A 13,924-nucleotide genomic window follows, 5' to 3' on the forward strand; every position below is an offset into this window, starting at 1 on the left:
CACTTCGATGCCCATCCGCACGCTGCCCGTCGCGCTGACGAGCGGCACTTTATGCGAATGTGTCAGCGCTTCGCCCACCTCGCGGCCGCCGACGATCAGTTGCGCCAAGCCCTCGGGCGCAACGCCCGGATGCGCTCGGTCGAATTCGCGGACGGCTTGCTCGAACAGCGCCTGGCAGGCGATGGCCGTGAGGGGCGTTTTTTCCGACGGTTTCCACACCACCGAATCGCCGCAAACGAAAGCGAGCGCGGCGTTCCATGCCCAGACGGCCACGGGAAAGTTGAAAGCCGAGATCACGCCGCACACGCCAAGCGGATGCCACGTTTCCATCATCCGGTGCCCGGGGCGCTCGGAGGCGATCGTCAGGCCGTAAAGCTGGCGCGACAGACCGACCGCGAAATCGCAAATGTCGATCATTTCCTGCACTTCGCCGAGCCCTTCCGAGCGGATCTTGCCCGCTTCGAGCGTCACGAGGCGGCCGAGCGCGTCCTTGTGCTCGCGCAATACATTGCCGAACACGCGGACGAGTTCGCCGCGCAACGGCGCCGGCACGGTGCGCCATTTCAAGAAGGCGGCGTGGGCGCGATCGATCTTGCGCTCGGCGCTCGCGGCCGAATCGACGGCCAGCGTGGCGAGCGTTGCGCCGTCGCGCGGCGAACGCGCCGTCAGGGCATCGCCCTTCAAGGGGGAAAGATCGACGTTGAGCGCTGCGAGAATATCGTTGACTACCATCACGTCCTCTTTAATGTGTCGAGTTACTTCGTCAAAATTCGTCTGAGGCGTTTCGTCGCAAGGGTTGAGCGAAACGCCGTCGCCCAGCGATTGAAACGCGTTCGCGCGGTATGCGCAAGCGCGGGCACCTCGGCCGCGCTATGTCTGCGAGAGCGCCGACGCGAGCCGGCGCGCGCCTTCGAAAGCTTCCGCTTCGTTCGGCGCCGCGAACGATAGGCGCAAGCTGCTCGCATCGGCTTCCCGCACGTAGAACGCATGACCCGGAACAAACATCACGTTACGCTCGATCGCGCGTTTGAGCACGTCGGCGGCATCGCGTCCGCCGGTCAGCCGGGCCCAGACGAACATGCCGCCTTGGGGCGCCGAGCAGATCACCTCGTTCGGCGCGAAATGCGTCAGCGCCTTGAGCATCGCCTCGCAACGCGAACGATAGGCACCGACGATCGAGCGCAGATGCGATTCGAGGCTTGCGCTGTCGAGATAATGGCGGGCCGTCTCTTGCGATAGCGGCGACGTGCACAAATCGCTCGTTTGCTTGGCGACGATCATTCTGCGCGCGATCGGCGCCGGCGCGATGGCCCAGCCGATGCGCAAGCCCGGTGCGACGATCTTCGACAGACTGCCGAAATACACGACCCAATCGCGCCCGCCCGGGCAAGCATCGGCCAGTGCCAGGATCGGCGGCACCGGTGTGCCGGCAAAGCGTAGTTCGCCGTACGGGTCGTCTTCGATCAATACGATCCGGTGTTGCGTCGCCAAGCGTACCAACGCTTCGCGCCTTGCGCGCGGGAGCGTCGCGCCGGTCGGGTTCGCGAAGGTGGGGACGGTGTAGAGCAGCTTAGGCCGGCACGCCTGCGGCCAAGCATCGAGTTGCGCCGCCAACGCGTCGACGTCGATCCCATCGCCATCGGTGCGCACCGTGACGATATTCGCGCCGGCCAGCCGCAGCGCTTGAATGGCGGCTGGATAAGCGGGTTCTTCGATGAGCGCCGTATCGCCGGGCGCGATCAGCGTGCGCAACAGCAAATCGAACCCTTGCTGCGAGCCTGTCGTCACGACGATATCGTCGGCGCTGCAATTCACTTCTCGCGCCGCCATGAGCCGGGCCAGCGATCGGCGCAACAGCGGCGAGCCGGCCGTGTCGCCATATTGCAGGCAGGCGATCGGGTCGCTGCGGTATGCCGCGTCGAGCGCGCGCGCAAGGCCTTCGCGATCGAACAAATCCTTCGACGGATAGCCGCCCGCGAACGAAATCATGCCGGGACGGCCCACGTACTTGAACAATTCTCGGATCGGCGAGCCTTGCGGCGCGCGAAACGGCGCCGCGAACGCGTAGGCTTCCTCCGGCCCCTCGGGGCGGACCGTAGTACAAGACGTCATCGCATTCCTTTCCGTTCGATCGCTTCGATCGCGCTGAGGGAGTGGCAGCGGGAGACAGGCGGGCGTGTCGTCTTCGATCACGCCGCCGCGGTCATTTTGAAGATGCCGGTCGCGTTGCCCGCATCGAAGCCCAAATCGAGCGCGACGCGCCCGCTCGCCTCGTCCGCATAGGTGTCGCGCGTGATGAACTCGTAGAACGAGCCCGGCACCTCGCGGCGTACCTGCGTGCCGTCGTCGGCGCGAAACACGCGCACGACCGGATCGGCTTGAAACGCCGTTTGCTTGACCCGCCCCGACTTCGACACCTCGACCCGTTCCTTGATCGGCCGACCCAAAGCGCGCTGCGTGTCGGCCACGGCAAACACGTCGGACACGCGATCGGTCGCATGGTTGAACGCGTTGCCTTCCGTGGCGATCCACGCCATCTCGGCGGATTCGGCGAGCAGCGTCTGGTAATCGGTCAAGCGCGGCTCGATGTGTTGCCGATCGAAGCAGCGTACGAGAATGGGTAGCAACGTGCAGGCATCGGCGAGCGGCAACGACGCATCGCGCTCGAGTTCCGCGAGCCACGCGACCGCTTGCGGCGTCAGCGGATCCACCGACGATCCGACGACATTCGTGACCGCCTGTCGAAACGCGTGCGAGAAGCGCTCGGGATGCAGCTCGCTGACAAAGAATTGAGCGATGTGCTCGGGCGCATTGAGGTGCGCGTACGAGCGCCCCGTCATCTTGATCCGGTCGAGCGGATACGTACCGTTCAAGCGATAGCCAAGCGGCTTCAGGATGCGCGTGAACGCGGCTTCTCCCGGGGGCAAGGCGCCGCAGTGCGCCCAACGCACCGTGCGCAGCGCGCCGTGGTCGAACTGCACGCGAGCACCCTCGCGCACGACGTCCTCGGTATAGGCGCGGCCCGTCGGCACGCGTTCGAGCAAATCGGCGAACAGCGCCATGTTGAGCGCCTGCGCCAATTCGGCGCGCGTCACGATCCCTGCCTCGCTGCGTGCCATCGAAGGTGGAATATTCATCAATTTCACCAACTGCTCGGCAGCGCTCGCGCCGCAGGCGGCGTTCAGCATGGCGTCGAGATTGCTGTTCATCGCATCGTTCCTCGTTTACGTTTGGCGCGGCACGTCGCTAGTGCGCGTAGGGGTAGATGTCCTACCCGGTTTGGCACCCCGTCGATCGGTACGCATTGTCGCCGCCGAGCCAGCGCGTCACAATTGATTTAAACTCACGACTTCATTCCAAAAACGCACCAACTCTCGCCTAAGCTGCCCTTGCGCGAGCGCGACGTCACGATGAGAAAAGGCATCCCCAATCTTGCCGCGCTGCAAGTATTCGAAGCGGCGGCGCGGCACGAGAGCTTCACGCGCGCAGCCGACGAACTCGCGCTCACGCAAAGCGCCGTTTGCCGGCAAGTCGCCTCGCTCGAGAATCGGCTCGGTGTCGCCTTGTTCCTGCGCATCAAGAAGCGGGTCGTGCTGACGCCGCACGGACGCCACTACGCCGCGCAAATTCGCAAGAGTCTCGAGCGCATCGAGCGCGATACGCTCGAACTCATGGCCCAGCGCGGCATCGGTCGCGTGCTCGAACTCGCCGTCGTACCGACCTTCGCGAGTCAATGGTTGATTCCGCGCCTGCCGCAATTTCGCGCGCTGCGGCCCGACATCACGATCAATCTCTCGATTCGCACGGAGCCCTTCTTGTTCAGCGATTCGCCGTTCGATGCCGCGATTTATTTTGGCCGCACGGTTTGGCCCGGCACCCAGGGCGCGCTGCTGTTCAGGGAGGGACGGGCCGTGCCGGTGTGCAGCCCCGCGCTCACGGCCGATTGCGCGCCGCTCACGCGCGAGCGCTTAGTCGATATGCCGCTGCTGCATTTGTCCACGCGGCCCGATGCTTGGCGCGACTGGTTCCGCGCCCATGGCTTCGGCGACGATGCTCGCGCGGTACGCGGGCCACGGTACGAACTGTTCACCATGCTCTCGAGCGCGGCGCTGGCGGGGATGGGCGTTGCGCTGGTGCCCGAGATCTTGATCGCCGACGAACTCGCATCGGGACGGCTCGCCGTGGCGCTCGACATGCCGCTTGCCAGCGATGCGGGCTACTATTTGGTCGCCCCCGATGCGGTCGCGAACGACGAGCCGTTCGTGGCGCTCTCGCAATGGCTCATGTCGCTCGTGCCGCAGGTGCACGCCGGCGAGCCCGCGTGAGGGATTCAAAATGCTAGGCGGCGGCTTGCTCGACGATCCAGTCGCGAAACGCTTGCATGGCGGGGGGCATCCGCTTGGACTTGAGCCACGTGAGCCAGTAGCTGCCCGTTTGCACCTCGATGTCGAACGGGCGCACGAGCCGTCCCGATTGCAGTTCGCGCTCGAACATGCGGGCCGGCGCCAACGCCACGCCCGCGCCCAGCATGGCCGCCTCCACCATGAGCCGCGACGAATCGAATACGGGCCCGCGAACCGCCCCGGCCGGCAAACCCGCCGCCGCCAACCATAAGGCCCATTCGTCGGCGCGATACGAACGCAGCAGCGTTTCGGCGGCGAGATCGCGCGGCGCCTCGAGCCGCTCGGCCACATCGGGCGCGCACAGTGCCGTCAGCGGCGCCTCGAGCAAGGCGGCGGCCTGCGTGCCGGGCCAATTGCCGTCGCCGAAGCGAATCGCGAAATCGAAGCCTTCCGCCGCGAAATCGACGAGATTGTTATGCGTCAACAGCCGCAACTCCACGAACGGATGCGTGGCACGAAACCGGCTCAAGCGCGGCATCAACCAACCGACCGCAAACGTGCCGACGACGCCCACGGTCAGCACCTCATGAAAATGCCCGCCTTCGAATTGCTTGAGCACCGCATCGATCCGGCCGAACGCATCGGAAACAACGGGCAGTAACGCCTGCCCCTCGTCCGTCATGCCGAGCCCGCGCGGCAGGCGTTTGAAAAGCCGCGCGCCGAGCCGTTCCTCGAGCACCCGGACCTGCTGACTGACGGCGGCCTGCGTCACGTTCAGCTCGCGCGCCGCACGCGTGAAGCTCAAATGGCGCGCCGACGATTCGAATGCGCGCAACGCATTGAGCGGCAGATGTCTGGCCATCCTCGTGGACCTATAAGAAATAGTATTGCGTCTGAAAAATTATCGTCGATTGTCCCGAGAGGCGGAAAACGCGATATTCATGCCTCTTTCCACGGAGCCAACAAGATGCAAAGAAGACGATTCATCGGGACCGCACTCGGCGGGATCATAGCTGGCCTATCGACTCCCGTGTTGGCCGAGGTCCGCGGCCGAAGCGACTCGCCGAAACGTCCGGCCCGGCTCGATGCTCGGGCGGGCGCGATCCGAGCGGAACTGGCTTCGATCGAGCGCGGCGTCGACGGACGACTGGGCGTGGCGATTCACGATTTGGAGACGGGCCTTAAGGCCGGCTATCGCGCCGACGAACGTTTCGCCATGTGCAGCACGTTCAAGCTCATGCTGGCCGCCGCCATTTTGGCGCGCGTCGATCGCCGCGAGGAAAACCTCGAACGTCGCATCGTCTTCGGCCCGGATCGGCTCGAACACTATGCACCGGTCACGATGCGCCACGTCGGCGAGCCCGGAATGAGCATCGCCGAACTGTGCAGCGCGTCCGTCACGTTGAGCGACAACACGGCGGCGAATCTGCTGCTGGAGACGATCGGCGGCCCCGCGGGGGTCACCGCGTTCATGAGGCGATTGGGCGATACTGTCACGCGCTTGGACCGGACCGAACCGTCGTTGAATACGGCTATCCCCGGCGACTTGCGGGACACCACGACACCCCTCGCGATGCTCGGCAGCATGCATAAGGTCTTGCTCGGCGATGCGCTATCGCCGGCGTCGCGCGCGCGGCTCTTGGCGTGGGGCGTCGGCAACCGCACCGGCGACGCGCGCCTTCGCGCCGGCGTCCCCAACGGGTGGCGCGTCGCCGACAAGACCGGCACGGGCGAGCGCGGCGCGACCAACGACATCGGGGTGCTTTGGCCGGAAGAGCGCGCGCCGATCCTCGTGACGGTGTACTTGACCGAGACCGATGCGACGGATCGCGCTCGGGAGGCCGCGATTGCCGAGGTCGCCCGGACCGTCTCACGGCACCTGGCATAACGATGCGAGCGGACAGGCGGGGGCCGCGCGAATCGCAGGACTCGCGCGACGATAACAATCAACGCGTCGCGAGACGGCGCATCGAATGACTTTAAACGAGGGCCTTGCCATGCAAACAGCAGCATCGAGCTTCTACGAAGCCACCGTCGAACGCCCCGCGCGCCCCTCGCTGTGCACTGCGCGCGAGCAAGCCTCGGTCTGCATCGTCGGCGGCGGCTTTGCAGGGCTGGCCACGGCGCTGGGACTCGTGGAACGCGGCATGCGCGACATCGTCATCCTCGAAGCGCAGCGCGTGGGCTTCGGCGCCTCCGGTCGCAACGGCGGCTTCGTGTTCGGCGGCTACAGCCTCGAATGCGCGGACATGCTGCGCGTATTGGGGCCGACGGACGCGCGCGCGCTTTATCGGCTGACGCTCGATGCGCTCGAATTGATCCGCGCGCGCATCGCTCGCCATGCGATCGAGTGCGATGTCGTCGACGCAGGCGTGATTCTCGCCGATTGGTTCGGCCAACCGGAGCGCCTCGCCGCGCAACGTGAACTGATGCGCACCTCGTTCGGCGTCGATTGGGAGCCGATCTCGAAAAGCGCCCTAAGCGAACGCCTGAAAACGGACCGGTATCACGGCGGACTGCTCGAGCGAAACGGCTTCCATTTCCATCCGCTCAAATATGCATTGGGAATTGCGAAGGCGTTGACGGACGCCGGCGTGCGCATTTACGAGCGGAGCGCGGCGCTCGCGATCGCACGCGAGCGCGAACACGATCGGTATTTAGTTAGCACGACGAATGGATCGATCGAAGCGCGCCACGTGGTGATGGTGGGCGGAGGCTATGCACGCGGCGTTTATCGTCCGGTGGAGCGCGCCGTGTTACCGATCGCTACGTATGTCGTCGCCACCGAACCGCTCGGTCCGCGCCTGGCGGATGCCATCGATTGCGGCTCGGCCGTCTACGACACGCGGTTCTCGTTCGACTATTACCGGGCGTTGCGAGACACGCGCATTCTTTGGGGCGGACGTATTTCGATCTTCGAGCGCAACCCGCGGGCAATCGCGACACGCTTGATGCGCGACCTGCTGCGCGTCTATCCGCAACTGAAGGGCATTCGCCTCGATTATGCTTGGGGCGGTCTCATGAGCTACGCGCGCCATAAGATGCCGCAGATCGGTCAATGCGGCGATGGCGTGTGGCATGCCGTCGGCTTCGGCGGACACGGCGTGACGCCGACGACAGCCGCGGGCGAGCTGCTCGCGGCGGCGATCGGCGAAGGACGGCCGATCCCCGCCCCGTTCGCTCGCTTCGGCCTCGAACCCACGCACGGCGTGCTGGGGCTCGCGGCAGCCGAACTCACCTATCTGACGAAGATCGCCCAGGACGCACTGGCCGAACGCCTGCGCCGGTAAGCGCGGCGCAGCCACGCTCGGCCGCGCGCTACTGAACCATCGGCACTTGGACGTTGTCGGGCCCCGGCCCTGCGGGTGTCGTCGCGGCACCCGATTCGACGATCGCGCGATCCACGAGCGCCTTCGCCTCGGTGCTGCTCGCATCGACCGCCAGGGCCTTGCCGGCGTTGTGCCACACGCAATTCCAGCGCGATTGAACGACGCACGCGTGCGCCGCGCTCAACGACGCATCGCGCTCCTGTTCGCGTGCGAGCAATTGATCGCGCAAGGAAAGCGCCTCGCCGTTGTTCGGGTCGGCCGCCAACGCCCGGGCGAGCGATCCACGCGCGCCTCTGAGATCGCTTTTCGCGAGCTGCGCTTGCGCGTTCTCTACAGCGCGGGCGGCGGCCGCACGGCCAAACTGCGCCGGCTCGCGGGCCTCGGACTGCGAACGGCGCGATTGCCGCTCCGCGGCGTTGGCCACCACCGCGGCGTTGATGCTGCTGCGCGCTTCGGCCGACTGCGCACGGCTTCGCGTGGGAGCGGTGGCACGAGGCGTCTGCGCCTGCGCGGTGCTCGGAGACGCTTGAGGTTGCGCCTGCGTGGGCGCCGCACCCGGCGGCGCTTGCACAGTGGCTGCTGCCGGCGGCACTTGAGCGACGGACGTATCGGACGACCGCGATTCGTCTGTCTTCTGCGGCGTCGGCGGCGTCGGCGGCGCACTGTTGCCCGCCGCGTCGTTTGCCGCCGAGCCATACGAAGTCGTCCCATTCGATGGCGACGTATTCGACGGCATGCTCAGCGAAGGCGAACCGGTCGGTTGCGCGCGCTGGCGGTTCGCATCGGCCGCAGGCGCCGCATTCTCCGCAACCGGAGCAGGTGGCGGCGGCGCATTGTTGCTCGACCCGTTGCTATTGCTACTAGATGTGGCATTTCCGCTCGACGGAGCAGCGAAGTTCGAACCGCTGCCATTCGACGCGATCGCCCCTTCCGCGGATTTCGACGAAGACGATTGCGGTAAGGGCAAGACCCCGTCGTACCGATGCACCGCTACCGCGCCGCCGTAAAGCACGACGAACGCCCCGACGACCAGCGCCGTTCCCCATTTCAAGCCCCATTGCCGCTCGCCGCGCAAGCCCGGCGCGTGCACTTGGCCGTAGGGATCGCCGTCGGGCGAAGCGAATAGCGGCGTGGGCGGCCCGGGCCAAGGCGGATCCAGATCGCCTTCGAAATCGTAGGGCGGTACTGTGGGTGCGGGCCGCGTGAATGCCGCCGCGCCGTGCGGCTCCTGCCGCGCGCGACCGGCATGCCCAGCTTGGCTGGCATGCCCAGCTTGGCTGGCATGCGCGGCTTGGTCGGCACGAGCAGGCTCGCTGGCATGCGGCGCATCGCCGGCCAGTGCGAAGCGCGCGTGCGCGCCGCAGTGCGGACAGAAAGTAACGGGTTCCGAAATCCGGCCGCCACAGCGGGCGCAAGCCGCCGGAAATTTCGGCTCGCGAGCGGTTTGATCGCGCATGTCCGTACTCCTAACGTACGGACGAGGCAGATGTTGCGCCTCGCTTCGAGTGAGCGCTCGTGCGTGCGAGCGCGATTAACCGCTCGATTCGATGGGAAAGCATGAGCATGACATCGTTAGTCGAATCGAACCAGTGGCCCACTATCGTGCAGCGGCTCCCGAGCGTCAAGCCGCAGTCGCGTTTACGCGCCAGCCAAATCCGCCAGAAGTTCGTGCCTGAGTGCCATTCGGTTTCGACGCTATTTAACCTCGCACGCCGCGCGAACGTAGGCTTTCATGCCATGCACAGCCTTACCGAGACAAGGCGCCGTGCAGCAACATGCGGTATTCGCTAGGCGTAACGCCCACCGTCGCCTTGAATTGGCGTGTAAACGCGCTGTGATCCGTATACCCGCAAAGCGCCGCGACGTCGGTCACCTTGTCGTCCGATGCAAGTAGCGCGGTGGCCGCATCGAGCCGTGTCTTCAGCAACACTTGGCGTGGCGTCAAATGAAAGACCTTATGAAAATATCGTTCCAGCTGGGCAACGGACATGCCGGCCATCGACGCAAGATGCGTCAAATTCAGCGGCTGCACGTAATTTTCCTGAATGTACTGAACGACCTCGGCCAATTTCGAATAAGCCGGGTGCGTGCGTTCGTTCGCTTTCAGATCGCGCGATGCGCCCGCGATGCCGACCACCTGTCCCGCCGCGTTGAAGAGCGGCACCTTCGAGGTCAAGCACCAGCCCGGCTGACGCCCGGGATAGAGATGCAATTCGAGCTGATCGATCATCGCCGCGCCGCCGTTGATAATCGATTGGTCCTGCTCCAAGTAGGCGGCGCCGAAGCGCGAGGGAAATACCTCTTCGGTCGTCTTGCCGACGATCCCGCGCTTGTCTTTGCACCCGCAGCGCGTTGCCAACGTGCGATTGACGAGCGCGTAGCGTGCGTCGCGATCCTTGACGAAGAAGACCAGGTCGGGCAGCGCATCGAGCACCGGTTCGAGCTGCGCATAGTACGGCAGCATATCGGCTAGCGTTTCGGCGGCAGGCATGATCGGCAAGGAGATCGTCGGTAGCATCGTCGCGAGGCGCGAAAAGTGGCGCGGCTGGACTATGCGCCGCGCAAAGCGCCTCGATTATAGGGGAGCGTTGTCCTGCGCTTGCGTGCAAAGCAACGCGCCGATGCGTGTCGGCGCAAGCGGCGGTCTCGGCGTGGCCGCATCCCAGCCGAAATACGTCTGCGCCGCCGCACCGCACAGACGTCCCTGACACGGGCCCATCCCGCACCGCGTATGGAGCTTGGCATCGCGCCAAGTGGCATGCGGCGACACGTCGCCGAACGGCACGTCCTCGCATCGGCATAGGATCGTCTCGGCACTAGGCCATGCGCGCGCCGAGGCGCTCAACTCGAACGAGCGGGCCACACGCGCGGCGAAGCGCCGCCAACGCGCCCGCTCGTGGACGAGTCGAACGGGCACCGGTTGACCGCTGGCCGCGAGCCCGGCGATTTCGCCTTCCGCCCGAGCAAGTTCCATCCCTCCGATGCCCGTGCATTCGCCGGCGGCCCACACACCGGGCACCGATGTACGCTGCCGCTCGTCGACTTCGATTGCGCCGCGCGCAACCCTGCATCCCATCGTTTGTGCGAGCGCGACGTTGGGCACGAGCCCATATCCACAGGCGATACGATCGCATTCGAGCGTGACTTCGCGCCCGCCACGGCGCACGACTGCCGCTTCGACACGTTCGTCTCCCAGCGCTCGTACGACGATGCTGTCGAGCCAATACGACGTACCCGCAAATCCGCGCGTCAATCGAAGCGCCTGCCAGAGTTTCGACGGTGTGACGCCGAGCGACAGCCCGAACGACAGAATGGCCCGCCGCGGCGCCTGCTCGACAATCGCGAGCACGCGCGCGCCGGCCGCACGCGCCGTGGCCAACGCGGCGATGAGCAAGGGGCCGCTTCCAGCCACCACGATGCGCTCGCCGCGAACCGGCACGCCGCCTTTGATCAGCGCCTGCAGTCCACCTGCGCCCGTCACGCCGGGCAACGTCCATCCATCGAACGGCAACAACCGCTCGCGCGCACCCGCTGCGATGATCAGTTGTCCGAACGAAAGCGTTATTCCGCCGTGTTCGGCCGATTCGACCGACAATGCGTTCGCCTCGGCCAGCGCCGATACCTTGGCGCCGCTAAAGAGCGTCACGTTCGGTTTCGCATCGAGCCCGGCCAACGCCTCGCGCAGCGCATCGGGTTGTGCGGCACCCGGCCCCTGACGCCATACCTGGCCGCCCGCGCGCGGATTGTCGTCGACCACGGCGATCGTTAGACCGCCACCGGCCCCCGCCGCGGCTCGCGCAGCGGCCAAACCCGCCGGCCCTGCCCCGACGATGACCAAATCGAACGTCGCTTTCATGCGGGCGAGCCTTCCGTACGAATCGTCATGCCGTCGCGACAGATCGTTTGGCACGCCAAGACATGCGCGACCTCGTCGATGGTCATTCGACACTCCTGACATACGCCCATGCCGCAAAGCGCTGCGCGCGGTTGCCCACTCACCGAAAGGCGCGTACCGCGAACGCCGTACCGGCGCACGACCGCGGCCGCCGCCGTCGTGTAGGCCGGCACGTCGAGTGGGATACCGTCGATCGTGACGGTCACGCGCGCGCTTTCGCGATCCGCCGCGTCATGCTTCATGGTGTGCCTCCGTCGCAAATCGGTCGACACGGTAGGGCGCCATATCGATCGCCGCTGCCGTACCGAACATGTGCGCACTCAATACTTTCGCCGTCGCAAGCGAAGTCGTGACGCCGAGCCCTTCGTGCCCCGCCGCCACCCATACGTCCGGTAAGCCATCGCCGGCCGGGCCGATGAGGGGCAAACCATCGGGCGTCGCCGCGCGAAAGCCCGTCCATGCTCGAATGGCATTCATCGAAGGCAGTGCCGGCAGATAGCGCGCCGCACGCGCCAACATGCGCGCCAACACGGACCACTCGGTCGCGGGATCGAGCGTATCGAACTGACGCGACGAGCCGAGCAACACCTGCCCCGTCGGACGAGGCTGCGCGTTGAACGCGACCGAGGCGCCGTGCGTCTGGTGTGCGCTCTTGATATAGCCGAGTTCCAGCACTTGATGATGGAGATAGCCGGGGTAACGATCGGTGATCAACAGATGCCCCTTCTTCGGCGCGATCGGCAATGCGGGTATGAGCCGTTGCGCACTGAGGCCGTTCGCGACGACGATCGATCCGCAGGCGATCGTCTCGCCGCTCGCCAGCCGGATCGCGCCGCGCTCGAGCGCCGTCGCCTCCGCCCCCAATCGAACGCGTATGTTTCGGGCTCCTAACGAATGCTCGAGTAGCCACTGCGCGGCACGTGGCGCATAGACGATCGAATCGTCCGGCACGAGCAGCCCCCCGGCCATCGGTGCGGCCAACGCCGGCTCGCACTCGCGCAGCGTTGCCGAATCCAGCAGTTCGGCTTCGACGTCCTGAGTGGCGAACGCGCGCTGCAAGTCGCGCGCCGCGTCCCATTCCTCGGCATCGGCCGCCACCCACAACGTGCCGCACCGCGAAAAGGCGTCGGCTGCGCGCAACGACGGCCCGAGCGCCAGCCAAAGCTCGCGCGAATAGCGGCTCAACGCGAGTTCGGCAGGCGTTTCGTTCATCACGACGATGTGGCCCATCCCGGCCGCCGTCGCGCCGCCGCCGATACCCGACGCATCGATCACTTCGACGGTCATGCCTTGCGCCGCGAGTTCGGCGGCGCAGGCCGCACCGACGATACCGGCACCGACGACGACGGCATCGACGCTCATGCCGGACGCGTGCTGGGTATGCCCAGGGCGAACGGATCGTCCGCATCGAACAGGAGCTTGCCTTCGGCCATCACGTACGCGCGGCCCGTGATCGTCGGAACGATCGCGCGCGCGCCGGGCGGCAGGCCTTGCGTCGAATCGAGCGGTGCATATTGCCCCTCGAATACGCTGCCGACGATGCTCTCTTGGTGCCACGCGGCACCGGCCGCGAGTTTGCCATCGGCGGCGAGACACGCGAGCTTCGCACTCGTACCGGTGCCGCACGGCGAGCGATCGTACGCATCGCCGGGGCACAGCACGAAGTTGCGGCTATCGATGCCGGCCGCGCCGCTCGCTGCGAACAGTTCGATGTGATCGATCAACGCGCCGTCGGCACCTGTGATCCCTTGTGCGATCAGGGCCTCTCGAATCTCGTGCGTGAACGCCGTCAATTCGGCGATGCGCGACGGTTCGAGCATGCGTCCATGGTCGGCGACGAGAAAGAACCAATTGCCGCCCCATGCGATGTCGCCTGTGAGTTGCCCCACACCGGGCACGTCGACCGATACCTCGTGCCGGTAACGATAAGCGGGTACGTTGCGCACCGATACGCTGCGATCGTCGTTCAGCGTCGCTTCGACGATACCGACCGGCGTCTCGATGCGATGACGCCCGGGAGCGAGCTGTCCCATGTACGCGAGCGAAGCGACGAGGCCGATCGTGCCGTGCCCGCACATCCCGAGATAGCCGACGTTGTTGAAGAAAATGACGCCCGCGGCACAGCTCGAATCGAACGGTTCGCACAGCAGCGCGCCGACGACGACGTCCGATCCGCGCGGCTCCGTTACCACGCTCGCACGCCAATCGTCGTGCCGCGTCCGCAAGATTTCGAGCCGCTCGGCGAGCGGGCCGCGCCCGAGGTCGGGGCCGCCCGCGATCACGAGCCGCGTCGGTTCTCCGCCTGTATGGGAATCGATGAAGTGGAGGGTTTTCATGGGGGTCATGGTAGGCAGGCG

At 66.0% G+C, this 13,924-nt stretch carries 13 protein-coding genes; 3 read left to right on the forward strand and 10 right to left on the reverse strand.

The genetic code is table 11. The features are described 5' to 3' along the window. The 3 genes from ACTHN9_RS02295 to ACTHN9_RS02305 form a co-directional block, all read right to left on the reverse strand. Positions 1–732, reverse strand: a 732-nt coding sequence (locus ACTHN9_RS02295; protein ID WP_440535131.1) for an aldehyde dehydrogenase family protein, incomplete at its 3' end; no start/stop codon positions are given. 138 nt (positions 733–870) lie between these two features. After that, entirely contained in the window at positions 871–2,112 is a 1,242-nt protein-coding gene (locus ACTHN9_RS02300) for a PLP-dependent aminotransferase family protein (RefSeq protein WP_440535132.1), read from the reverse strand. Positions 2,113–2,189: 77 nt separating this feature from the next. Beyond that, entirely contained in the window at positions 2,190–3,137 is a 948-nt protein-coding gene (locus ACTHN9_RS02305; protein WP_440535259.1) for a DUF1338 domain-containing protein, read from the reverse strand. A gap of 273 nt (positions 3,138–3,410) precedes the next feature. Here ACTHN9_RS02305 and ACTHN9_RS02310 point away from each other — a divergent pair, with 273 nt between their 5' ends. Then, positions 3,411–4,325, forward strand: a complete 915-nt coding sequence (locus ACTHN9_RS02310) for a LysR substrate-binding domain-containing protein (RefSeq protein ID WP_440535133.1) — start codon at positions 3,411–3,413, stop codon at positions 4,323–4,325. A gap of 13 nt (positions 4,326–4,338) precedes the next feature. Here the strand turns inward: ACTHN9_RS02310 and gcvA are convergent, their stop codons facing one another. Beyond that, entirely contained in the window at positions 4,339–5,205 is an 867-nt protein-coding gene (gene gcvA, locus ACTHN9_RS02315) for a transcriptional regulator GcvA (protein ID WP_440535134.1), read from the reverse strand. 105 nt (positions 5,206–5,310) lie between these two features. Here gcvA and bla point away from each other — a divergent pair, with 105 nt between their 5' ends. Both bla and ACTHN9_RS02325 read left to right on the forward strand, forming a co-directional pair. Beyond that, positions 5,311–6,231: a class A beta-lactamase gene (gene bla, locus ACTHN9_RS02320; RefSeq protein WP_440535135.1), complete on the forward strand. Its 921-nt coding sequence runs from the start codon at positions 5,311–5,313 to the stop codon at positions 6,229–6,231. Positions 6,232–6,340: 109 nt separating this feature from the next. Continuing rightward, the gene (locus ACTHN9_RS02325) at positions 6,341–7,633 is read left to right on the forward strand and encodes an NAD(P)/FAD-dependent oxidoreductase (protein WP_440535136.1); all 1,293 of its coding nucleotides are present in this window, start codon (positions 6,341–6,343) and stop codon (positions 7,631–7,633) included. A 28-nt stretch (positions 7,634–7,661) separates the two neighbouring features. Here ACTHN9_RS02325 and ACTHN9_RS02330 read toward each other — a convergent pair whose 3' ends face one another. From ACTHN9_RS02330 to ACTHN9_RS02355, 6 genes are all read right to left on the reverse strand, one after another. Next, positions 7,662–9,128 carry a hypothetical protein gene (locus tag ACTHN9_RS02330; RefSeq protein WP_440535137.1) on the reverse strand — a complete coding sequence of 489 codons (1,467 nt, stop codon included), beginning with the start codon at positions 9,126–9,128 and terminating at the stop codon, positions 7,662–7,664. Between the two features lie 291 nt (positions 9,129–9,419). Further along, positions 9,420–10,190 (reverse strand): helix-turn-helix domain-containing protein, encoded by a 771-nt coding sequence (locus ACTHN9_RS02335; RefSeq protein WP_440535138.1) that lies wholly within the window; start codon positions 10,188–10,190, stop codon positions 9,420–9,422. Positions 10,191–10,247: 57 nt separating this feature from the next. After that, on the reverse strand, positions 10,248–11,528 hold the full coding sequence (locus ACTHN9_RS02340; RefSeq protein WP_440535139.1) for an FAD-dependent oxidoreductase: 1,281 nt from the start codon (positions 11,526–11,528) through the stop codon (positions 10,248–10,250). Next, positions 11,525–11,809 (reverse strand): 2Fe-2S iron-sulfur cluster-binding protein, encoded by a 285-nt coding sequence (locus tag ACTHN9_RS02345; protein WP_440535140.1) that lies wholly within the window; start codon positions 11,807–11,809, stop codon positions 11,525–11,527. Before ACTHN9_RS02345 ends, ACTHN9_RS02340 begins: the two co-directional genes overlap by 4 nt. Continuing rightward, positions 11,799–12,929, reverse strand: coding sequence for an NAD(P)/FAD-dependent oxidoreductase (locus ACTHN9_RS02350; RefSeq protein WP_440535141.1), 1,131 nt, complete (start codon positions 12,927–12,929; stop codon positions 11,799–11,801). The genes ACTHN9_RS02345 and ACTHN9_RS02350 overlap by 11 nt, the downstream gene beginning before the upstream one ends. Continuing rightward, positions 12,926–13,912, reverse strand: a complete 987-nt coding sequence (locus ACTHN9_RS02355) for a 4-hydroxyproline epimerase (RefSeq protein WP_440535142.1) — start codon at positions 13,910–13,912, stop codon at positions 12,926–12,928. The genes ACTHN9_RS02350 and ACTHN9_RS02355 overlap by 4 nt, the downstream gene beginning before the upstream one ends. Between the last annotated feature and the right edge of the window lie 12 nt (positions 13,913–13,924).

Origin of the sequence: Trinickia sp., assembly GCF_051953405.1 — a bacterium.
In the GTDB taxonomy this organism is placed as follows: Bacteria; Pseudomonadota; Gammaproteobacteria; order Burkholderiales; family Burkholderiaceae; genus Trinickia.